At 58.3% G+C, this 21,890-nt stretch carries 13 protein-coding genes and 5 pseudogenes; 11 read left to right on the forward strand and 7 right to left on the reverse strand.

Features of this window, described 5'->3' with window-relative positions; all coding sequences use genetic code 11:
• Nucleotides 1–2,048: 2,048 nt before the first annotated feature.
• Together BRA471DRAFT_RS38015 and BRA471DRAFT_RS07190 are read right to left on the reverse strand one after the other, a co-directional pair.
• Nucleotides 2,049–2,489, reverse strand: a complete 441-nt coding sequence (locus tag BRA471DRAFT_RS38015) for a hypothetical protein (protein ID WP_157234001.1) — start codon at nt 2,487–2,489, stop codon at nt 2,049–2,051.
• A gap of 72 nt (nt 2,490–2,561) precedes the next feature.
• The gene (locus BRA471DRAFT_RS07190) at nt 2,562–4,448 is read right to left on the reverse strand and encodes a hypothetical protein (RefSeq protein ID WP_231171048.1); all 1,887 of its coding nucleotides are present in this window, start codon (nt 4,446–4,448) and stop codon (nt 2,562–2,564) included.
• A gap of 2,504 nt (nt 4,449–6,952) precedes the next feature.
• Here BRA471DRAFT_RS07190 and bioB point away from each other — a divergent pair.
• The 9 genes and pseudogenes from bioB to BRA471DRAFT_RS36370 all read left to right on the forward strand — a co-directional run.
• Nucleotides 6,953–7,697, forward strand: a pseudogene (gene bioB / locus BRA471DRAFT_RS07205) (biotin synthase BioB); the annotation flags it as partial.
• Between the two features lie 53 nt (nt 7,698–7,750).
• Nucleotides 7,751–8,104, forward strand: a pseudogene (gene panD, locus BRA471DRAFT_RS36365) (aspartate 1-decarboxylase).
• Between the two features lie 97 nt (nt 8,105–8,201).
• Nucleotides 8,202–8,853, forward strand: a pseudogene (locus BRA471DRAFT_RS07210) (aminotransferase class I/II-fold pyridoxal phosphate-dependent enzyme); the annotation flags it as partial.
• A pseudogene (gene bioD, locus BRA471DRAFT_RS38720) lies at nt 8,848–9,230 on the forward strand (ATP-dependent dethiobiotin synthetase BioD); the annotation flags it as partial. The pseudogenes BRA471DRAFT_RS07210 and bioD, both read left to right, overlap by 6 nt.
• 73 nt (nt 9,231–9,303) lie before the next feature.
• Complete coding sequence (locus BRA471DRAFT_RS07220) at nt 9,304–9,693, forward strand: transposase (protein WP_007591026.1); 390 nt, start codon at nt 9,304–9,306, stop codon at nt 9,691–9,693.
• The gene (tnpB, locus tag BRA471DRAFT_RS07225) at nt 9,690–10,037 is read left to right on the forward strand and encodes an IS66 family insertion sequence element accessory protein TnpB (RefSeq protein WP_007591027.1); all 348 of its coding nucleotides are present in this window, start codon (nt 9,690–9,692) and stop codon (nt 10,035–10,037) included. Before BRA471DRAFT_RS07220 ends, tnpB begins: the two co-directional genes overlap by 4 nt.
• A 72-nt stretch (nt 10,038–10,109) precedes the next feature.
• Nucleotides 10,110–11,723 (forward strand): IS66 family transposase, encoded by a 1,614-nt coding sequence (locus BRA471DRAFT_RS07230; RefSeq protein WP_007605828.1) that lies wholly within the window; start codon nt 10,110–10,112, stop codon nt 11,721–11,723.
• Entirely contained in the window at nt 11,723–12,016 is a 294-nt protein-coding gene (locus tag BRA471DRAFT_RS07235) for a hypothetical protein (protein ID WP_007605829.1), read from the forward strand. The genes BRA471DRAFT_RS07230 and BRA471DRAFT_RS07235 overlap by 1 nt, the downstream gene beginning before the upstream one ends.
• A gap of 191 nt (nt 12,017–12,207) precedes the next feature.
• A pseudogene (locus BRA471DRAFT_RS36370) lies at nt 12,208–12,966 on the forward strand (aminotransferase class III-fold pyridoxal phosphate-dependent enzyme).
• 247 nt (nt 12,967–13,213) lie between these two features.
• Here the strand turns inward: BRA471DRAFT_RS36370 and nolL are convergent.
• From nolL to BRA471DRAFT_RS07260, 5 genes are all read right to left on the reverse strand, one after another.
• On the reverse strand, nt 13,214–14,335 hold the full coding sequence (gene nolL / locus BRA471DRAFT_RS07240) for a nodulation factor fucose acetyltransferase NolL (RefSeq protein WP_371258305.1): 1,122 nt from the start codon (nt 14,333–14,335) through the stop codon (nt 13,214–13,216).
• Between the two features lie 1,293 nt (nt 14,336–15,628).
• The gene (gene ectB, locus BRA471DRAFT_RS07245; protein WP_007605831.1) at nt 15,629–16,891 is read right to left on the reverse strand and encodes a diaminobutyrate--2-oxoglutarate transaminase; all 1,263 of its coding nucleotides are present in this window, start codon (nt 16,889–16,891) and stop codon (nt 15,629–15,631) included.
• Between the two features lie 656 nt (nt 16,892–17,547).
• Nucleotides 17,548–17,751, reverse strand: a complete 204-nt coding sequence (locus BRA471DRAFT_RS07250; RefSeq protein WP_035973637.1) for a hypothetical protein — start codon at nt 17,749–17,751, stop codon at nt 17,548–17,550.
• A 258-nt stretch (nt 17,752–18,009) separates the two neighbouring features.
• Nucleotides 18,010–18,399 (reverse strand): response regulator transcription factor, encoded by a 390-nt coding sequence (locus tag BRA471DRAFT_RS07255; protein WP_007605833.1) that lies wholly within the window; start codon nt 18,397–18,399, stop codon nt 18,010–18,012.
• 84 nt (nt 18,400–18,483) lie between these two features.
• Nucleotides 18,484–19,167 carry a response regulator transcription factor gene (locus BRA471DRAFT_RS07260; protein WP_007605834.1) on the reverse strand — a complete coding sequence of 228 codons (684 nt, stop codon included), beginning with the start codon at nt 19,165–19,167 and terminating at the stop codon, nt 18,484–18,486.
• A 1,362-nt stretch (nt 19,168–20,529) separates the two neighbouring features.
• On the opposite strand from BRA471DRAFT_RS07260, the gene BRA471DRAFT_RS38725 reads away from it, so the two are divergent.
• Entirely contained in the window at nt 20,530–20,700 is a 171-nt protein-coding gene (locus BRA471DRAFT_RS38725; RefSeq protein ID WP_198287865.1) for a hypothetical protein, read from the forward strand.
• 63 nt (nt 20,701–20,763) lie between these two features.
• Nucleotides 20,764–21,555 (forward strand): HipA domain-containing protein, encoded by a 792-nt coding sequence (locus BRA471DRAFT_RS07265; RefSeq protein WP_007605835.1) that lies wholly within the window; start codon nt 20,764–20,766, stop codon nt 21,553–21,555.
• Nucleotides 21,556–21,890 lie beyond the last annotated feature (335 nt).

Consider the following 21,890-nt stretch of genomic DNA (forward strand, 5'->3'; position numbering starts at 1 on the left):
CTGCTCGAATGCGCCAAAACGGGCGTGAGCTTAGAGGCGCGCCATCGAAATGGATCGCTGGCTTATCAGGTTTGAACGCCGCGTAGCGCTCAATCAAGGTGCCGAGATCAATCTTCGATCGCTCGCGTGTCTAAACTTCCACATCATTTCCGTTCCAAGGCGATCACATGAGGTTTCCAATGCTCGTTCGTCGGGTGTTAAAGGGCTCGTTGCCTGCATCGGCGTCGGCCCCGGGGCAATCGTCAGGCCTGCATCTCGAGCAGGCCCAGCTCGCGGAGCTAGCGGCAGCTCTCTTGCTGCCGCAATCAGCCGCTATCCATGCCGCGCCCTCGTCCCGCACTACTCGTTGTCTTCTAGTCTGCTTTCGTTCAAGGACGGGCGCGTCCGTCCGACCATGGCATGACGTGCATTCGGACATGGTGATAAGCGCACCATGATGACGGCTTTTGGCGCAGTCCCGTCACAATTGGTTCCCCGCACATATACGCTCTTCCAGGATCGCCATTCTTGAAGCCAACAATTGCCCGACATTGGCCCTCACAATGGTCGACGAGCAACACCGTGTTGGATCCATCGGGTCTTCTCACATCACCGCTCCAGGATAGCGCATCAATCTCGCAGCGGCTTGTTGGCACTTGGCGCTCGCAACCGTATTTCGAAGTCTCCAATGCTGGATTGGTCCTTCTTACATCTAGGCAATCGTGACCTCATGCGACTTGACGATTTGCGTAGACAGAACAGGAACAGCGTCCTCGTACTCAGCGCGATTCCTCAGCCGCTTTGGCAGAACACCTCTCATCACACGCGATCGGCTTGCTCCGCTTTTGTCCACAGGAATTCTAGGGCGACTGAAGATTGGAGCCACCTAGCAGGGGCACTCTACAATCTGACGCTACGTACGATTCAATCCCCTGCGGGGGTGATTGCGGGAATATCTCACGCCAGGAGCCTGCCGCGACGGGAGGAGGGCGGGAGGCGCTGCGCCAAAGCGGCTGGCTTTCGCTATTCGTCCTCCGCGGAATTGCGCAGCCAGGGTCTGCCCAAGTGTGCCGGCATAGCTACGCCGCGGCGGTGAGGCTGCTGGTCGTGGCAACGAGCGACCACGCGTGTCAATGAAGTTCTTGTAAGGTCCATGGAATAGGAGCGCGGCTCGCCGGCCGAATCGAAGCTCCATGGCGAGGATGCTCTGTGGCATCTGTGCGAATTGGCGCCTCGTCTATCCGGCCGAGCTCTCCCGCTACACTGTCTGGATGGGGCTGTTTCCCGGGATTTCTCGGGGCTGGCGCCGCTGGGCAGAATGGGAACGAGATCCATCGGCAGCGGTTATTCTGGTCAATGAGTGCAATTCCCGTCAAGGCACTGAGCAGTGACTTTGCCGTTCCAGACAAACTTTGAACGATGGACCTCGAAAGGCGCCATCAGGTGCAGCCCGCGTCAGGTCAGCGATCATTGCGGGTTCGATCCATGTGGGGGCCGTCATGGGTTGGAAGACGGCGCCCAGCGGTGCTCAGCCCTGGACCCGTTCAGAGCATCGCGGTTTAGGTCCGGATTGGTGCGTTTGCTATAATCGTGGCTGGTCTCCAACAGTTGCTATGGGCGCGTGCAACTCCAGAGCGGCCAGGGAAAAGGCGGAAAGTCTGCCGGCAATCAAACGGCTGTTGGAGCGAGCGGCGCAGCCCATGCTCTCTGATCGCCGGGCAGGGCCTCGTAGGCGGCGCCGATCGGCGCCCCTCCCCATTCATCTTGAGGCGCGAGCGACTGTTAGGCCGGCATTCTCCAGTGCATCCAAGATCCTATCAGCAACTACCCGGGGATCGCGCCGGTCCTCTATGCTCACGCTACAGGCCAAGGTAGCTGCCATAACCGCGTGAGCCGTTTCGCGCTCGAGGCTGTTGTACTCGGCATACTCGCCGCAAGTGTTGCAGGTGATCACTGGTCGGCCGGTCCAGGGATCGTGCATTGCGATCTCGCACCAGTTATCTCTGTGACATTTCTGGCAGAGCATAATTAGAGAGTTCCCTGTGGTTTGAGCTCGCGCTACATGGTCGTCAGTTGAACGACTGCTTGGCTTCCAAAGCTGCAGAAGCCACTGCACTCTGGAGGCGCTGTTGCCGTCCCGAAAAACACGATGGACGCGGGCTCGGAAGCAATCCGCCCGAAAGGGCTGCGGCGTGAGCGAACACTTGATGCATCTCTGCCGAGAGCGGCGGCGATGACGCCGCCTCCGTGCTCTTCTGGAAAGTGGAACGCAGAGCGCCGAGCATCTGCAGAGATCTGCCGCGGCCGTTCAATGTACCATTCGACATAGTGCCGCCGGTCAAAACCTCGCCACTCACTACGCGTTGATCATTGCCTCGATGGCTGAAAGTACGACCAGAAATCCGCCCCGCTGAACGAGGTTGCGAGCCCATCTCGTCGCCTATCACGATCACCTCGCGCCTAAAAGTGTGGTGCCGTTGGTCGCGCCGCTTGCTCGCGTGATCCTGCATTGAGTTATCGTCCTTTGGAGCAGCGCAGCCCTTCGTGCCTTACGAGCAGTGTGCAGCCGTGTTCCGTTTGCTTCAAAACGCCGCGTGACATGGTGTTCGTCGTCGGTCACCTTGCGCTGTCCAATTGCGTATAGCCGCAGCGGCTCGACGACAGATCGCCACTTCGGGCCACTTGGCTAACCCATTCGCCAAGTATGCGAACTCTTGCTCGGTGAAACGCGCAGTCCCGGTGAGGCGGCGCAGGACCTCCTGGGAGATCACGACTGCGACTTCGCGAGAGGTGACCTCTTTCGGCCAGTGACTGAACGCACGCATGAGCTGAGCAAGCTCCTGCTCGCTAAAATCACAAACCTGGAAAGCGCGGCGAAGAATCTCCTGCGCGATGGCTACCGTCACATGGCGAGAGATCTCCTCTTGTCGCCATTTGCTGAAGCCGTTGGCGAGGATCGCCAGTGCTCGACGCGTAAAATGAGAAAGCCGGTTGGAACGGCACGCCCGAGAAAGGACCTCGTTCGCGATCGCAGTCTTAGCTTCGCGCAGCGGAACTTCCGTTGGCCATTTGCTGAAGCCGTTCAACAGAATAGCCAGTCCTTGCTGCGTAAAATCACAGAGCTGACCGGCCCGTCGGGCACGGTAAACGACCTCCCGGGCGAGCGCAGCCGTCGCGTCGCGAAGAGACAGCTGTTGTGGCCACTTGCTGAACCCATTTACGAGGTTCGCCAGTGCCTGTTCAGTAATGCAGGAGACGCCGTCGGCGCGGTCACAGCGGGCGAGCACTTCACCGGCAATTTCAATTGTGGCTTGGCGGCAGCTCGGGTCCTGCCGCCATTTGCTGAAACCGTTTACCAGCACCCCGAGTTCCTGGTAACGAAAATAAGAGAGGCGCTCGGCACCGCGAGCGTGGCGGATGACTTGATCCGCGATCGCGACGCTCGCCGCGAGACAGGCAACCTCCGCCGTCCATTTGCTGAAGCCGTTTACCAGGCTCGCCAACTCATGGTGATCGACGGAAAGCCCGCGACGAACGAGTTCTCCTGCAATCTTGGCGGTGGCTTGCCGAGGCGCGAGCTCGCCCGGCCACCTGCTGAATCCGTTTACAAGCTTAGCCAGACGCTGCTGACTGAAATCGGGGAGCTGATCGGAGCGGCGGAGAAGTTCGTTGCTGATCGCGATCGCTGCCTTGCGACAACTGGAATTTTCCGGCCGCTTGCTAAAGACGCTGATCAGATTCGCCAGCTGTTCCTGGGTAAAATCGGAGAGTCGATCGCTTCGGCGCACAAGCTCATCTGCGATGATCACAACTGCCGTGTGAAAGCGTTCCTCTCCTAGCCATTTTCCGACGCCGTTCACGAGCATTGATAGATGCCGCGGGGTGAGCGCTGAGAGGCGATCATCCGAACGCGTACGGCAAGAAATCTCAGTCGCGATCCTGAGAGCGGCTTCACGAACCGCCGGTTGATCCGGCCACTTGCTAAGGCCGCTTATCAGCAATGATAGGTGCTGGCCGGTTAGGTCCTGGAGCGGCTCGCTCTTGTCGCGGCAAACTTCAGCAATTCTGATCACGCCATCGCGGCAGTCGGAAGACGCAGGATGGCGGCCGAATGAACACGCAAAGAGCGAAAGTGATGTGAAGTCGACTTGTTCCATCAGTGCGTCATTAAAGCGGGAGAGCTGAGCCGCTAGAGCTTTGGAAAGATCGGTACCTGCCTGACCGCCAGACTGCCGGCTGAGCGCATCACATATTGTGGCGTATTTCGATGCTAGCTTGAGGCGGATGTCTTCCTCAAATCGTGGAACAAATGCGATCTTGAACGCAGTCGCGGCCTTTCGCAGGAAGCGTGCGCGATTTGATCTCGTGAGTTGCTTGGAATCGTCGAATAGTGAAACTGAGAATGCGCGCACGTCCTGACAACGGCAAGCGTGGCTGATCGTTGCGAGAAGCTCATCGAGGGTGGCCATCGTTCGATTTGGTAGCTCTGAGTGCTCCGCGCGAACGTGCTGCTCCAAGCGGTGCCGGTCGAGTGAGACTGCTTGTCCAGGGCGCGTCATCTGTCGACCCTTCCCTGGCCAGGGTCTCGAACTGCAATCGGATCGCGACATTGCTCACGCAAGCTGACTGGAGTGCGGATAGGTAGCGCTGGCGCCCTCAGCCCGTAATGTCTGCTGCACAGGCCAAGTGCGTCCCGTCTGCAAGCCGTCGCTCCCAAGCCATCGGCAGGCGATCGTGGACGCTCGCCCGCAAGAAGACCCTACAATCTGACGCCACGTCCGATTCAAGCCATTTATGTCGAGAGCCGCGCATTTCGCGCAGAATTCTGCGTGAACGGCCGGTGAAGCCAAATCTCGTCGATCATGCTCCGTTCGCGTGGCCTTTCCAATCGGCCGTCTCACACCGAGGGATTGCAGTGAAGCTTACTCGCCGCGCTTACGTCTCTTGCCAGCGACTTGTCGCATGTCGGACATTAACAAAGCGAGTGGCAGCGCTAACTGCAAATGAGGTGCTTTTGCGAAAGCCAGCCTACGGGATCTTACGTAGGGCCGGTGTCGCATTTTCTTGATCTAAACATTGCATCCTCTTTTGCATGAAGCAGAAAAATCTATTCTCAGACGCCAAACATTGGCGAGGCCGTGCGGAAGCGACCCGACTAAAAGCGGAGTCGATCGAGGACGGCACATCTAGATGCAGGCTCCTCAAGGTCGCTGAGGAATATGACAAGCTGGCTCGCCTCGCGGAGGGGCGGCAAAGAAGCGAGCTTGACGGGCAGTTCTGATCGCTACCGGAGCGAACTGTGACTGCGGCCACCGAAGTCTCGCCGTGTTGGAGCTCGAGGCCCTCTAGGGCTGAACTGCGAAACTTCGTCACGCGTTCCCTGGCCGTGGATCCGTTGTGACCGGCCACATAGATGACGCATTGACGGTGTCTCAGGCGGTAAGCCGGCTACCGCTCGACATGAAAAGGACTGAGATGAAAGCCCACCGTCAGATCGTCGCAAGAGCAAAGCCTCTCGTTGACGAGCTGTCGATACATTGGCATCGTTTTGCATTCTGAAGCCGATGACGTTTGTTTGGTGCCAAACTAGCCGGTTCGCCGGATCATGCCGCGCCAAATGGCCTCCGCCGCCATTGTTGCTCTGAGGCATTTCAGTCGGTTCTGGCATCAAGCACGGTTAGCCCAACGCCATACCTTGCGGACTTGTTTAGGCGAAGGGGCGGCAGCAGCTCCTGCAGGCCCGGCTTGCCGCGACAACCATCGTGGATGTCTGTGCCGATTGTCTGCATGAGGCAAGTTCGCAACGAAGGCTCGAATCACGAGAAAATCCAAGGAAAGATCAGGTGTCGAAAGATAAACTGCAGGAGAAACTCTCCGCTGGACGATCCGGACAAAGCCGATGTTCGTCTTCCAACTAAGTTCGGTGCAGATGGTCCGCAGTAGTTGGGATTGCCCATGCCGGCGCGGCGGCCGGTCTATGTATGAGTCGGACAACACGAGTGGTGCCGGATTTGACCCTATCGGTCAAAAGAGGGAGGAGGTGTGAGGAAGCAAATTGTAGAAAGGCTCGAAGCGGGACGCGTGCGCCGATGGCCAGTTCGCCACCGCACCCGGATCTGGTCCTTCGGGTCTCTTCTTCGTGCAGGGGCCTTGTGGCTGCCAGCTCAAGATCATCGGCTTCGTTCGTCCGGGCTGGGAGCATGTCTCTGTGTCGACGCCACGGCGATCTCCAAATTGGGAGGAGATGTGTCTCGCCAAAGATCTGTTTTGGCATCAGGAGGAATGCGTGATGCAGCTGCATCCTCCTCAGTCACAGTATGTGAACAACAGTCGTTATTGCCTGCATCTCTGGAGGCCGACCCGTCAGGTCATTCCGATGCCTCCGTCACCCTTCGTGGGCATCGTCGGGCTGGGGCCGTCTGAAGCGGCAATTCTGTTTGCGCAGATGAGTGCCATGTCTTAACGGATCCGGCCGCATCGATGCCAAGTCGAGCGGCGGCACCTAATCGAGAGCGCAGTGGCGCTGGAGCCTAGCCGGCCACAGGCCCGCCAAAGGCCCGCGGGCACCACTCTGCGCACCAAAGGCCGCTGCGCTTCTCAAAGCGGCAAGGCACGCCGCAGAATCGGCTCGTCTATTGTACGCAATGTGACGCGCATAACAACGCCAGCGAGGAATCGGCCAGGTGACGAATTAGAGCGGATCGGTCGATCCGGTACACATTGCGGGCGGCCAAATCCTCGCATCAGTAAAGGACCTACGGGGCGCAACTACGTACGAATCGGCTAGTGACCTGGGTGAGGCGCGTCGGGCAGCGTTGTTGCGCGTGCCTCGATGCTGCGAATGAAATCCTGGAAGGCGGGCCGGCTATTAGCCTGATATGCGCGCGATGGCCCGCGCAACTCCGCGATATTTCTCCTTCAATAGCGGGCAAGAGTGTAGTTTCCGGAGCTGCGCATGTGAGTGTTTGTATCCACTGGACTGAAGGCGGCTCGCTTGATGGATCGGTCTGACGTGGTCGCCGCCGCGCAACGGGCCAAGGCCGCCGGGGCGACCCGCTTCTGCGTGGCCGCCTGGCGCAATCCAAAGGACCCGACCTCGATCAGGTCTGCGATATGATTGCCGCCGTTAAAGATTGTGGCATGGAGACGTGCGTAGTGCTCGGCATGCTCACGCCAAAGCACGCCGCACGGCTCGCCGAGGCCGGCCCCGATTTCTACAATCACAACGTGGACACCTCGCCTGAGTTCTACCGCAGCATCATCACGACCCGGACCTTGCAAGAGCGAGTCGACACTCTTACGCCCGTGCGCCAGGCGGGCATCAAAATCTGCTGCGGCGGAATTATTGGCATCGGTGACGACGCCGAGGACCGTTTCGGCATGCTGCTACTGCTCGCCAATCTTCCGAACCATCCGGAAAGCATCTGGATCAAGCTCTGGAACGAGGTGAATGGCGTGCCAGTGAGGTTCACGGCGGAGCGTCCGGATCCGATTGCACTGGTGCGCCTGGTGGCGACCGCGCGGAGCATGATGCCCAACGGCGTCATACGGTTCGCCGCCGGGCGTCAGTACATGACTGATGAACTCCAGGCCCTATGCTTCTTGGCCGGTGCGAATTCCATCTTTGTCGGCGATGTGTTGCTGACGACCAAAAATCCGCAAGTTGACCGGGTGCAAGTGTGCTAGCCCGGCTCGGTATTATGTCTGACCCGCTTTAAGTCATCCAGAACAATGGGCGTGCCGCGCGCAAGCCATCAGCCTAGGTAAAGAAATGCAGATTGTCCTGATGAAGGGAACGATATCATTGCGCCTCGATCACTGAATCCGACCTGCACTATGAAGGCTCGATCTCGATTGATCGCGCGCTGCTGGACGCGACCGGTATCCGATTAACGTTCGCGTCGAACTGTACAACCTCGAGACGGGAACACGCTTTGCAACGTTTGTGACAGAAGCGCCACAAGGGTCCGGCACCGTAGACGTAAACGGTGCGGCGGCGCGACTGGCGATGCCCGCAGATAAGATAAGTATCGTTGCATACGCGTCACTTGACGAGGAGGATGCGAGCATCGTCAGGCCGTGCATTGTGCCGGTTGATCGAGAAAATCCCATCCTGCAAGTTTGAACCCAACAAGCCAACGCGGGAAGACCCTGTCCTGCCAGTTGGGAGTTTTGCGGCGTCCATCGTTGCTCAGCGAGTGATGAATGAATTCCGTCATTGCGGGTATGTTGCTGTGCTGACAAGGCTGTCGCAACAAGACGACCTGCTCGTCCTTGATTCGCTGGTTCACGCCAGTATTCATGAAGGAGCGCGAACGGGCCGAGCAGCGTTTCGAATCAGTGCCCATAACAATCCGCAGGCTATCGAAAGCGCAATTTGCGACGGGCGCCCCTCCGCAGGAGCCGGGCGGGTCTGGATCGTAGTCGAGAGCCTCTACAGCATGCATGGCGAAGTCGCACCGCTTGGAGACCTGCTCGGGATCGCGCACCTGCACGATTCGTTCATGGTTGTCGACGAAGCTCATGCAACTGGCGTTTACGGCGAGCAAGGGCGAGGGCTCTCGGCGGCCTATGAAGGACGCGAGAATCTCCTCGTTGTTCATACCTGCGGTAAGGCGCTGGGAGCTTCCGGCGCGCTTGTCACCGCCTCTGGCGTGCTGCGCACGATCAATCGCTGTCGCCCGTTCATCTTCGCGACCGCTCGGTCGCTGTTTATGGCGGTGGCCGTGCGGGAGTCTCTGTTGATCCTGCAGGAGGAGCCGGAGCGAAGAACGGCTGACGAAGCTGGTCGCGTTCACGCATCGGGAGATGGCTGTGCGAGGCGAGAGAAGTCCTTCGAATTCGCAGATCCTGCCCTATATCGTTGGCGAGAATCGTTTTGAAGGGGAGACCGATGGCCAGCTGGTTGCACGGCTGAGCGGTCTTCCGGCCGATCGGATACTTCCGGAGCGTTACCGCCTTAAAATACCCGCTTCCCCGCATCATTCGGCCGAGATAGACGGAATTCGCTCATCGGGACGCAGGCCGGGGAGGGACCGCTCGTCATCGAAGGCGCCCGCGGGCTGATGGTGCCGCTGAACCGTAGCCCACTCTACATCGACATCTTCGAGGGGTGGCGGCTTCCCGTCGTGCTCCGCGCCCGCACGCTACTCGGGACCATCAATCACTCCCTGCTGCCGATTGAGGCATTGCGAAAGCGCCAGATTGACATTCTTGGGATCGCATTATCGGGGGAAAGAAGGTATTCCTCCGGGGTGGGCCGCCTTGTTGAGTTGCAGGTATCCGACGAGGATCTAGCTTTAAGGCTAGCCTTAAGGTCGGTAGATGCGGGTAGAGGTCCTGGGCGGGGTTGAGCGTCGTCGTCGCTGGTCTCGCGACGATAAGATGCGGATCATCGAAGAGACGCTGGCGCCCGGCGCGGTTGTGACGGAGATCGCGCGGCGGCACGGCATTTCGACGAGTTTGGTGTTCACGTGGCGGCGGCGGGCGCGCCTGGCGAGTGTCGTTTCGGCGGGACCGAAGCTTGTCCCTGTTCAGCTCACCCCGGGTGCGACCGAAAGCGTTCCATCGATTGAAGCCCCAGCGGTGATTTCGCCCCGGAGGCGCCGGGGCCTGATCGAGATCGAACTCGGTGGCGGCAAGCGTGTCAGCGTTGACGAGAACGTCGATGCTGACGCGTTGGGGCGGGTCCTTGATGTTCTGAGCCGGCGATGATCCCGATACCGGGTGGCGTCAGAGTCTGGATCGCAACCGGCCACACCGACATGCGTCGCGGCATGCAGGGTCTGGCTTTGCAGGTTCAGGAGAGCCTGAAGCGGGATCCCCACGCCGGAGATCTCTATATCTTCCGAGGCCGGCGTGGCGATTTGGCAAAGATCCTCTGGCATGACGGGATCGGGCTGTCGCTCTATGCGAAACGCTTGGATCGCGGAAAGTTCATCTGGCCTTCGGCGTCAGGTGACGCGGTGTCGATCTCGGCGGCGCAGATGGCGTACATGCTCGAAGGGATCGATTGGCGCAATCCACAACTGACGTGGCGGCCGACAAGGGCGGGATGAGCGAAGAAAAATGTGGAAACCCGCGTATTTTGGGGTGCCGCAAATCACTAAAACTATGATTCACTTCGTCTCATGGATGCTGATCGCGCCGCTCTTGCCGAAGAAAACGCCGCGCTGAAAGCGGAGCTGGCGGTAGCGCGGGCAAAGGCGTCGGAGGACGCCGCGCTGATTGTGCAGCAGACCTTGCGGATAGCGAAGCTCGAGCGCCAGGTTTACGGCCAGAAATCGGAGCGCTCGGCGCGGTTGATCGACCAGCTGGCGCTTACCTTCGAAGAATTGGAAGCTAACGCGACGGAAGACGAATTGGCGGCGGAGCAGGCAGTCGCCAAAACGACTACGGTTGACGGATTTACGCGCAAGCGCGCTGAGCGCAACACGTTCCCAGACCACCTTCCGCGCGAGCGGGTGGTGATCGATCCGCCGACGGCGTGCGAATGCTGCGGCGGCAATCGCTTGCGCAAGCTCGGCGAAGATGTGACCCGAACGCTGGAATCGGTGCCGCGTCAGTGGAAGGTAATCGAGACGGTGCGCGAGAAGTTCTCTTGCCGCGACTGCGAGAAGATCAGCCAGGCACCGGCGCCATTCCATGTGATCCCGCGAGGGTGGGCGGGGCCGAGCCTGCTGGCCATGCTGCTCTATGAGAAGTTCGGCCAGCATCAGCCTCTGAACCGGCAAACCGAGCGTTACGCGTTGGAAGGCGTGCCGATCAGTCTGTCGACCGCAGCCGACGCCGTCGGAGCGTGCTGCACGGTATTGGAGCCGCTGTTGCGTCTGTTGGAAGCCCACGTCATGGCATCCGAACGCCTCCACGGCGACGACACCACCGTGCCCGTGCTGGCCTTGGGCAAGTGCGATGTCGCTCGATGCTGGGTCTATGTAAAGGACGACCGCCCCTTCGGCGGCTCAGATCCGCCGGCGGCAATGTTCTATTACTCGCGCGATCGAAGGGGCGAGCATCCGCAGGCGCATCTGGCCAACTATAGCGGTATCCTGCAGGCCGACGCCTTCGGCGGATACACCAAACTCTACGAGCCCCCGCGAAGTCCTGGGCCTATCAGGGAGGCGGCCTGTTGGGTGCATGCCCGGCGCCTGTTCTTCGCCATGGCGGATCTTGAGGAAAACGCGCGACGTAAGGCTGCTGGCAAGAAGGAGATCGCCCTCTCGCCGATTGCGATCGAGATCGTGCGTCGCATCGACGCCCTCTTCGCAATCGAGCGCACGATCAATGGCCAAGGCGCCGACCACCGAGAGGCTGTCCGCCAGGCGCAGAGCGCTCCGTTGGTTGCCGATCTGGAAGCCTATATGCGTGAGCAGTGCGCCAAGCTCTCCCGCGGTCACGATCTGGCCAAGGCCATGAACTACATGTTCAAGCGCTGGGGCTCCTTCACACGCTTCCTCGACGATGGCCGCGTCTGTCTCTCGAACAACGCCGCCGAAAGAGCGCTGCGCGGCATCGCATTGGGCAGAAAGTCTTGGTTATTCTGCGGGTCCGACCGCGGAGGGCGTCGTGCCGCCGCCATGTATAGCCTCATCGTCTCTGCGAAGATGAACGACGTCGATCCTCAGGTCTGGCTTGCCGATGTACTCGCTCGCATCGCCATCCACCCCGCCCACAGGCTCGATGAGCTGCTGCCCTGGAACTGGAAGATTGCGCAACAGCAAGGCCTCGCGGCGCAGGCGGCTTGATGGGGCCCGTCAACAAAGTCAGCCACGTGTTTACCCTCGGCCATGTCGCCGAGATGCTTGGAGAAGACGAGGAATGGCTGTTCGAGGTCGCCGAAGAAATGGACCCCGAGGATGGCCAGCTATGGGTCGTGGGCGTCGATGAAGATGGGGTGATGGCGTTCACCGATGAGGGGATCGAGAACCTCAAAGAGCTGATCGCAATCCACAAAGAGGACCCTAGCATCATCGAAAAACGCCGCCAAGTGCTCGCTGCGACGATGAAGCCGAAAACCGAGGAGTCCGACGAGCTCTAACGGTTAACTGGAAAGATCAGCGCGCTGCGGCCTACCGCGTAGGGTTACGAAAGAAGTGCTGAAACTGAAAGCGCAATTTGTGACATCGCGCGGGTGCGTTGGTTAGGCCCGCTGCCCTGGATTTCTCCTCTGACGGCAGACAGCCTACGGGTCGTCTTCAAAGACTCGTTCATTTCCAGCGACTTCCAGCCATGAAGCCAAACAACCGGTGGCCAATCTGGCATCCATTCGCGCAGCATGCGCTTCACAAGAGATGACCAAGGTTGTGCGTAGCGACGGTGCTTATCTCCACACTGCGGATGATCATCGAATCATAGATGCAGTCGCATCCTGGTGGGATCGTCACTCACGGCCATTGCCATCCGCAGATCGTGAGCGCGATTCACGAACAGGCCGGCAAATTGAAGCGAGTCATTTTCGCCGGCTACACGCATGATCCGGCCGAGGAGGTCGCTCGGCTCCTTTTGAAGCTCACCCCAAGGCTTGGACCATGTGTTCTACTCGGACAGTGAAGCCGCCCTTGAACATAGGGATTTTCGATGCTCGTTACTCGAAAGACCGTACACGCACATTCCTTCACTCGAGTTCGTCCACGGCAAATCCGCTGGCCTGTGCCGCCGAAGGCTAACCTGGAACTGTGGAAAGACAAGTCAGACGCATTGCTGCGCTCGCAACCATGCAAGAGCAGGCAATTGAACCATTCCGCGGCGATCCGCGCTTTGCAAACGTTCGCCGTAGCGGCACCGTCACAGTGCACTCGATCTGAAGACGAAGGATACCGGCCATTCGCAGGCGTCGGCCCGAAGCTTCACGCCTTCTTTAAAGTGCGCAATCTCTTGCTGCGCCCACTCGGTAATACGATCTATGTGATGCCGCCATATTGTGTAACACCAGGAGACCTGCACGAAATATATGCGGTCGTCTATGACGCTGCCGATGCGCTGGCCTGAAGACGCGTGCGGCTCCGCAAGACTAGGGAGTCTGAGTTGTCGTCGGCTTCCGGAACGAGTTGAGACTGCCTTGCCATAAGGTGCCGAAATGGACGATGGTTACTCGCATGTTAGGTTACTCTATGCCGACCGGCTCGGCCGGTGGACGCCGACGCCGCCCGATCGGGCTTCGAACGCTATTCCGGCGGCAGCACAAGGCGGTGCCATCGCAACATCCTGCCGTACTCGGACGATCAAATCCATACAGCTAGTTCATTGCGGGTTTCGCTCGCGGGAGACCTGACCGCGGTGGCATTCCAAGGACGAGCTGAGACAGATATGGAACGCCGCGAACAGTCGAGCGGACCACTAGCGCGATCGCAACAATTGCGGCCCCGAGCAGACCCGCGATGATCAACCGGGTCGTGAGATCCCAAAGTTCTCCGAGCTGTATGAAATCCATTAGATGGAACACGGTACCCTGGATAAGGTAGAGCAGCAGCGTGGTCTGGCCCAACTCCATAGCTATAAAGCGGGCGATTCGGGTTGAGTGACTAAAGCGCCAGCATTGCAGCAAGAGTTCGATGGCGATTGCTGAGGCAGCTGCAGCGCCAACAAACATCAGAAGCACGTTTTTGGCCGACCGAAAATCGTAAATCAGTCCAAGATTATTGTAGACATAAGTGTCCTTGCCCCAGGCTAGAAAACATACGCAAGTCAAGACCGAGAGAAATAAAATCAAGAGCGGCTTCTGACATCGCGATGTAGTCGTCCATCGTTCGTTCGATTGAGCAAACAAGAATCCCAAGCAGAAGAACGGGTAAGTGAACCTGATCAAGGGTGATATGGAGAACGTCAGAGGAGCGAGTGCAATCAGTATCGCTGAGCCAGATATGACCAACGATCGGTGGCTCAGCCTGGTGAGTATCTTGATGAGAAGGTAAGAAACAAACGTGGCCCAGATGAACCAGTATGTGCCAGCAAGATCGTCTACAAATTCCAAAAGTCCGGTAGTTAGGCTGGTCGCGCGCCACAATGCCGCTGACTTAGCTGTCTCCATGAGCGCCCACCAAAACAGCATGGGCAGTAAGAGCTGCGTCGCACGGGCGATGGCGGCCTGAGTGAACGACTTCTGCAGCAACGATCGAGAAGAAAGATAGCCGCTTATCGCCATAAAGAGTGGCATGTGAAACATATAGATTGCTTTGTAGTACGGCGAATACCAAAAGCCGCCGTCTCGATAGATGACATACTGGATCAGATGCCCAACGATTACCAAGACAATGAGCGCACCTTTCGCGAAATCTAAGCTCAGATCTCGACCGCTTGCCCCGGTCGTGCGCGAGCTCGGGGCCATCATTCCAGTCTCGCGTTGCAATCTACCAAACATCTAGATATCTGTTGTTGATGAGCCGGCGGCCCGTTGTCCGCTCTTCTGCCTCATTTTTGGTTCAGACGAAAGGTGATGGTAGGAGTTTTTGGAAGGGCAATAAGCTCAACTGGTTAGGCCTTGAGGAACTAGCCGTGGGCCGAGCGTCTCTGTACGCCTCAGCAAACTGTGCGGCAGAGAGCCGATATTTGGTTTGAGATGCTGGGCTAGCAGTGCGGGCACGGCATGCTAGTTGCAGACGCGGCTCTGGGAGGAAGACTGTCGCACTCAGTCTCCCACTCAGCCCGACGCATCTCGGACCCGGCAGATGCGTCGGGCTTCTTCGGTTCGCCCAGCATAGTTGACATTTGGTCCCGTCGACGCCGGGGTGATCAAGCTAACGGGGCGTCTGTTAGCTGAACTCGATCACGCCAACTTGGGGCTATGGCATCGGGCTGCGGGGCACACGGATATCGGTGCTCCGAGTTGTGGAGCAAAAGCCGAGGACCAACGCTTTTTGAATTGAGCTGCTCGTTCGGCTTCGTGCAACTCACGCCTGAGCCGCGCTTGCCGTGACGACTTTTGTCGAAAGCCGCCGCCGCAGTGATTGCTGCCGCATTTATGGTGGAAACGGCTCGGCTGGACCGCAGCTGCGGAATGTCCCGCACCCGTGTGATGGACACGTGCTCATCAAGGCCAGGCGTGAAACGGGCTGCGCGTGTGGAGTACCATCTCTAGCTGAAGCTCGTCGCTTATGTGCATCCGGGGGAGGCCTGGTTGATCGTACTTGGGCGGATGACCAACTGCGTTCGAGCAACATGACCTAATGCTCCTAGGAGGCCGGATCTAACGCAGGAGTGCGTGAAAGAGCACGGTCAGATGCGCGTGCGCGACGTCGCCGAGGCAGGCTTCTCGACCAATATCAGCTGAGCTTGGCCTGGGGATGAGGCGGTAGATCGCAGCGGCGGGCGGACTCTCCTCAGTTGTGGACGGGCTTAGATGCGATCGTCATTCAATGACTCTTTCGCGCAGCACTTTGAAGGCCTACTACACCATTCGACTCCGCTCCGCCAACGAGGTCGCCTTCGGCGGACCAAGGGGGCTCCACACTCACGTGTTGCGGACCAAGCAGGGAGCAAGGCGTTCTTCGCGCACCAGCGACTCAGCGGATCACAAACAGCGCTGGCGTTCAGGCGTTAGCTCCACATTATTGCCTCACAACCCCTGACCGTTTCGGCGCGAAGCAAGGACCCACGCCAGTGTCGTTGGCGGCGATGCTGTCGCTAGGACCAGTGTCTCTCGTGTGCCGGCAAGTTAGCTTGGTCGGGCCAACTTCAAGGTTTCAGTCAATGACTCCTCGAATATATCGAGCCCTTGTCCCAACGTTTCTTCGGCGATCGTAAGTGCAGGCAGGAACTTGACAACCTGATCCGTCGGTCCGCATCGCTCGATAATCAATCCCTTCAGAAATGCTCTCCGTGACGTCGCCTCTGCGATCTCGCTCGTTTTGCAATCGAAGCCGCATACCATACCGCGTCCACGAACGGCAAACTCGTTTCCGTGCTGATGCGCGATAGCATCGAGTCGACGCCGCATAAGTGCACCCAAGCGTTGGATCTGTTGCGAGAACGTCTGGTTGCGCCAATACAGATCCAATGCCGCCTTGCCAGAAACGAGTGCAAGGTTGTTTCCGCGAAATGTTCCCGTGTGCTCGCCTGGTTCCCATGCGTCGATCGCTTCCTTGATCAAGAGCATCGACAACGGCAAGCCGTAACCACTCAGCGATTTCGACATCACAACAATGTCTGGCGACAATGCAGCGAACTCGAAGCTGAAGAACTCACCCGTGCGACCACAGCCCATTTGGATATCGTCAACTATGAAAATAGCTCCGACCTCTTTTGCCAAAGCCTGCATCGACTGCAGCCATTTCTTACCGGCGACGTTAATGCCTCCCTCTCCTTGCACGGTTTCGACGAGAATGGCGGCTGGAAGATCAGTACCACTGCTCTCGTCCATTAACAGCTTTCGCACGTAATCCGCCGGACTGTACGAGGAGCCAAGATACCCATCATAGGGCATGAAAGTTGTGCCCGATAAGGGAATCCCGCTGGCTTTGCGGTAAAAGCGGTTACCGCTCGCGGCTGTGGCTCCCAAGCTTTGGCCGTGATATCCGTTCGTGAAAGAAATGACGTTGTGACGCCCTGTGATTTTACGCGAGAGCTTTAGAGCTGCTTCAACGGCATTAGCTCCTGTAGGCCCGGTGAATTGAAAGCGGTAGGAAAGATTCCGTTCCCGAAGAATAACAGAGCTAAAGGTCTCCATGAATTCGACTTTCGCTGGAGTGGCCATGTCCAAGCCGTGGACGACCCCGTCCGACTCCAGATAGTCGCTGATTGCTGCTTTGATCTGCTGATTGTTGTGGCCATAGTTTAGCGCTCCAGCGCCAGACAGAAAGTCAATGACCTTTCGGCCGCCCTCTGTGAACATAATTGAACCGCGCGCCCCATTGAAGACAGCAGGAAAGGAACGTGAGTACGCGCGCACATTGGACTCTAGCGTTTCAATTGTCTTCATTCGGCGCCCCTGTGTACTCCAACCATGCGGTCGTCGCGTCGACCGGACAATCTGCCCGATGAAACAACGCGGGCCAACATCGTGCAGGACTGGCAGGCCATGACCGCGGGTTCCTCGCCTCTCGGCATCGTTTGGGTTGCGCGTAGCGCATCTGAAAATCAGCTCCAACGGGTTACCTGAGAACCAGGCGGAACAAAGCTACCATCTCTAGTAGCTTCGTCCCCATCCAGCGACGGTCCCCGTGTTAAGTCACCTTTCGCGAACAGGTTTACCTAGCCGCGCGCGAAGACGTTGCGCATGCGTGCGGTACCTTGCATCAGGATAAATAGATAAATCGTGGAAAGGAGGGAGGATGTGATCCGAAAAGTTCATCTGACTCGGAAAGATCCGACGCCCTCCGGGCAAACATGGACCGCGAGCCGGAAGCGACATGCTCAGGCCACGGTCTCAGGGACTAGAAGGACACGCCCGCCGCCCGACCGGTTTTGGCCTTGCGCTTGGTCGACACAATCGCCGGGGAGTCGTCGGCGTGGATGCGTTCGGCAGCAAGAGCATGGCTTGAGATCGAATCTGCCAGCGGCACTTGTGTTGTCATTCCAACGGATGCGTAAGCTTCCGGTGCTTCAGTCCGAAGAGTTGCTGGGATCGAACCGAATTTAGCGGATCTGGCGGTGCAAAACGTTCGATCCGCCAACATTCGATCTGCCAACATACGTCTTTGCGGCTTCTCGGAATTCCGCAGCGAACGTCTTGACAAACTCCGTGATGTTGGCCGCGATCGCCGCCTCCTTTTCCCCCCAACTCGGCGGCCGGACCCGTGGCGCTTTCGCGCCGAACTCAGCAATGGTTGTCGCACTCAAGATCGCGCGCTCCTGGGTTAACGCGACGAGCGTTTCGGCCTCGTCGGATTACGCGATCATACGAGAGGCATGTTGTCAGGAGCGCGAAATAGCAAGTGCTTCAACCAGACGTCGAAAGTGCGACAACAGCGACAGGAGTGCGGCTACATGGAAAGGTGATGGTCGCCACTGGCACGGGGTAAGCACGAGCAATCGCGCGTTGATCGACATCGTGAGCGCTGCGCGGGTGCGGCTTGGTCCAGATTGCTTGCCCCGCTTTCAGGCGTCTGTTCCGGGACGGTGCTCGCGGAGTACTTCATCGACGCAAGCCATCAAGTCCAGAGCGGGAAACGGTTTAGCGAAAAAGCCGGTCACGCCGGCGCTCAAAGCGCGGGCTCGGGTGCGATCATCCGCGAAGGCAGTAATCAAAATGAATGGCGCAGCGTGGCCTTGGGCCCGCATCTGTTCTAAAAGTTCAAAGCCGCTCATCGTGGGCATCTGCACGTCTGCAATTACACAGGACGTGCCGTTCAATTGAGACGACTCCAGGAATTCCTCAGCCGAAGCAAACGTATGAACGATGTGGCCCTGTGATTTCAAGAGGTTGTTCAGCGCGACACGAATTGAAGGATCATCGTCGACAACGGAAATAGTGTTAGACAAGACCACCCGTCCTGGTTGGGCGAAGGCACTGGCCGAAGCATGGCGGCCAGCTGAAGGGTGCGCGTGTACGAAGAAATTGTAAAATCATACTTAGGTTTGTACTCTGAAACGGTCGGTCCCAATTCCCAGCCTCTCCGCCATTCTAATCAAATCGGCTAGTGATCGAGCCCCCATCTTCTTCATCACGTGCCCCCGGTAGATTTTGACTGTAATCTCGGCAAGCCCGAGTTCCGCGGCTACCTGTTTGTTCAAGAGGCCCGTGGCGACCAGTCTCAAGACATCCTGCTCTCGTGGACTTAGAGCCTCGAACAAGGACTGCAGCTTCGTGACAACCTTGTCTATAGCTCGTCTCTTGCGATCCTGTTCGATCGCTGCGACCACTCCATCGAGCAATTCCTGATCGCGAAACGGCTTGCCGAGAAAATCGATTGCTCCATTCTTCATCGCTTTGACGGTCATTGGAATATCGCCATGAGCGGTGATGAAAATAATGGGAATGTGAACCTTCAGTTTGGCTAGTTCAATCTGGAGCTCCAGCCCGCTCAGGCCCGGCAGTCTGATATCAAGCACAAGGCAGCTGGGAACATCAGGAAGCTCGGTCTGGAGCAGTTCCTGGGCCGATCCGAAAGCAACAACGTCTAGACCGATCGAACGAAACAGGTTGACGAGCGATTCGCGCATTGAGAGGTCGTCGTCGACGACCAACACGCTCGGTCTCACCTCCGGCCCTTCGACAGTTACGGCTTGCTTCCGCGGTTCAGAGCGCTTGGTCACGATAAGAGCCTCACTTTTGCAATCGTGGTAGAAGTTCCGTCGAACCACGACCAAAGGTTGCTCGTGGCGGCCTTCTCTCAGGAGCTTTCGCGCAGTGCAAATCTCTGAGATCTTCCAGGTATGCGAACGGCCAGCCGTTTGCGTGCGTAAGACATTATCACGAAAGTCTAGCAAAAAGGGCCCGAGTGGTCGAGAACTGGCTTCTGTCTGTCCGCCGTCCCGTTGGAACGGCCCGGCGGCATTGATCAAATCAATCAGCAGCCGCTGGAGAAGTACCGAATCCACAAGTTGAGGCGCTCGCTCTAGCTGGCGGCGGGTGCCGCTTGGCATCCCCGTTCAGGCGTATGAGGCGTCGGCGGAGTCTCGTTAAGCGGCCGGATCAAAATGCCCGCCGCCTCGGTAGCTGCACGCGGGGGCGCGAGCTGAGCGAATTGGGCCGAATGTGCCTGTTCATGCGCCGATCCCGCCGGCGTTGTTGAGATCGGCATGCGGCGTAGACTATCGCACCCGCAGTAAAGAAAATGGACATCAGAACGAGTAGCAGCGGCATCAGCACATAAATTCTTTTTTGCGTCGTCAGAGCGCCTGTGAGTTGCGTCTTTAGCGAGCTTGGGAAAGCACCTTGCATCGGTTTCGTACAACCTGACGCATGGTGCGATTCAAGTCCTTTCGGTCGTGCTTTGTAGGAAATGTAATCGTCTCGAGCTGCGGGGCGCCCACGTTCGTGCGTCCTGCCGATTGCTTCGCTGCTCGTATCCGAAGATGATGTGTGTAATTCAAATGGAGAGGGCGCATTCGCGGGATTGGCGGGCACCTAGGTGCGTATCGAGCACGCTGATTCGAAGCTTAGCTCCTCAATGCCGCAGTATAGGGCTGAAACTGGCTCGATCGGTCCGCTTGGAGCAGCCGCCAACCGCCCATTAGCTCATCAATCTTCCGACGCAAACTCATTAAGGCGGCCCGGCGCACTCCTTTGAGAAGAAGTGCGCCGGGTTCGCCCCACATCGCCAGTACATCCGTGGTGATGGTGTCCCAGATGATGTGACCCGCGTGGCAAAACTGAGACTCGTTTAGCAGCCAAAGTAGATGGTGACTCCCTGCTACTTCACACAGGACGGGAAAGGTTTAAATCGTACGTAGGGTCACGTTGTACATGTCTTGTAGATCGATCGAGTTAGCATCTCTCGAGCCGACTAGGTGGAGTTCGTAGTTGGCAAGTTAGATCTGTCGCAGTGCGACTGGGACGAGAAGGCGTTCCGCTGTTCTTCAGTGGCTGGGATCTCCAGTCGGAGGGTTTCGGAAGCTTCATGCGGTATTTGGAGTCGTCCGTCGGCCTGCGTCCTGGCCCCGGGGTGGTCGAGCGTGAACGAGATCGTCTTAACGGCCCACTGTCATGCTGACATTGCGGGGTTGTTCGCCAATCCAAGGCTGGTGGCCGGCCTTGGTCAGGGCAAGGAACACGTTGTTCAGGATCGCAGCCGTCTTCGTTCGAAAGGGGTACCGAAGACGGGTTCGCTGCAACCGAGCTTGTAAGGAGCGACGCTGGGTTTTAGGCAGCGCACCCATCTTCGTCGAGGAGATGACGGATCAAAGTATGTGCCGATCCGAGATTGCCCACAAAGCCAACCTTGTGCTCTCCTCGATCCGAAGCCGGTGAACGCGCATTGCAGGACACCATTCGTCGGCGCAATCGACTTTCAGTACGATCCGTCCTGGCTTGCCTGGGAGCATGCGCTGCCCCTGTCGCTATCTCTGCTCTGCGTGAGGGACCGCTATATCCGTGCCGCCGTCGTCGCCGTTTCCGACAATCTCCTGCCCGACAGCATGCCCATCCGTCGTCGTATGGCGGAGCGAGTCCACGCTCAGGGTATCGACGCTTACGACCTACTCACTGGTGTCGGACGGGACTGCGTCGGCCCATTGCAATTCCTGCCGGACGGCATCGAACCCGGCGCTGCCGGGGCTGTTGACGGCAGACCCGTTGACGACGAGGAAATCGCCCGGCTTCTCGGCGACCTCCTTGAGCTTGGTGAGGACGAGGACTTTCCGATCTCGATCGCCGGCGCCCAGGAAAAGACCGCGCTCTTGTTCTGGAAAGGGCGTTGGTACAAGCCGCTGGCGACTACAGCCACGACGCACATTCTCAAACCGCAGCTTGACCGACTGCCGAACGGCCTCAATCTTTCCTACAGCGTCGAGAATGAGTTCTTCTGCCTCAAGCTGACAGCAGCTCTCGGACTTCCGAGCGCCGCCATCGCGATCGAGGAGTTTGAAGGCAACCGTGTGCTCGTGGTTGAGAGGTTCGATCGCCGCTGGACCGGCGACAACCGTCCCCTACATTTGCCTCAAGAGGATTGCTGCCAGGCTTTGTCCGTGCCGCCGCCTTGAAATACGAAACAGAGGGCGGCCCGGTATTCCAGCTATCTTTAACCTGCCAAAGGGAAGAGATGAAGCGGAAGCAGATCAAAGGACGTTTTCGTGGCAACCCAGCGGCACCACGCAGTTTCGGGCGCTCCAGCCCGGCGAGTTGTTCCTCTTCAAAGTAGACGTGCCAAACAACTTCATTGTTAGTGGCGGCATTTTCGGCCACACGTCAATCGAGCCGCTGTCCTTGGCGTGGGAAGCCTTCGGCTTGAGTCGCTCTATCGCGAAGGACTCCTTCCGCGCCGGCGCGCTGCGTAGTCCGGAGCCGCCGCCCGGGCTCGAGCTGCGCGCAGGGCTGC

It is taken from the genome of Bradyrhizobium sp. WSM471, from assembly GCF_000244915.1.
Classification (GTDB): Bacteria; Pseudomonadota; Alphaproteobacteria; order Rhizobiales; family Xanthobacteraceae; genus Bradyrhizobium.

Bases quoted from the DNA above. Each gene is read 5' to 3' on its own strand.
- BRA471DRAFT_RS38015 (WP_157234001.1), bottom strand. From the start codon at position 2,489: ATGCAGGATCACGCGAGCAAGCGGCGCGACCAACGGCACCACACTTTT.
- BRA471DRAFT_RS07235 (WP_007605829.1), top strand. From the start codon at position 11,723: ATGGGGCCCGTCAACAAAGTCAGCCACGTGTTTACCCTCGGCCATGTC.
- ectB (WP_007605831.1), bottom strand. From the start codon at position 16,891: ATGAAGACAATTGAAACGCTAGAGTCCAATGTGCGCGCGTACTCACGT.
- tnpB (WP_007591027.1), top strand. From the start codon at position 9,690: ATGATCCCGATACCGGGTGGCGTCAGAGTCTGGATCGCAACCGGCCAC.
- BRA471DRAFT_RS07230 (WP_007605828.1), top strand. From the start codon at position 10,110: ATGGATGCTGATCGCGCCGCTCTTGCCGAAGAAAACGCCGCGCTGAAA.
- BRA471DRAFT_RS07220 (WP_007591026.1), top strand. From the start codon at position 9,304: ATGCGGGTAGAGGTCCTGGGCGGGGTTGAGCGTCGTCGTCGCTGGTCT.
- BRA471DRAFT_RS07190 (WP_231171048.1), bottom strand. From the start codon at position 4,448: ATGGCCACCCTCGATGAGCTTCTCGCAACGATCAGCCACGCTTGCCGT.
- nolL (WP_371258305.1), bottom strand. From the start codon at position 14,335: ATGTTTGGTAGATTGCAACGCGAGACTGGAATGATGGCCCCGAGCTCG.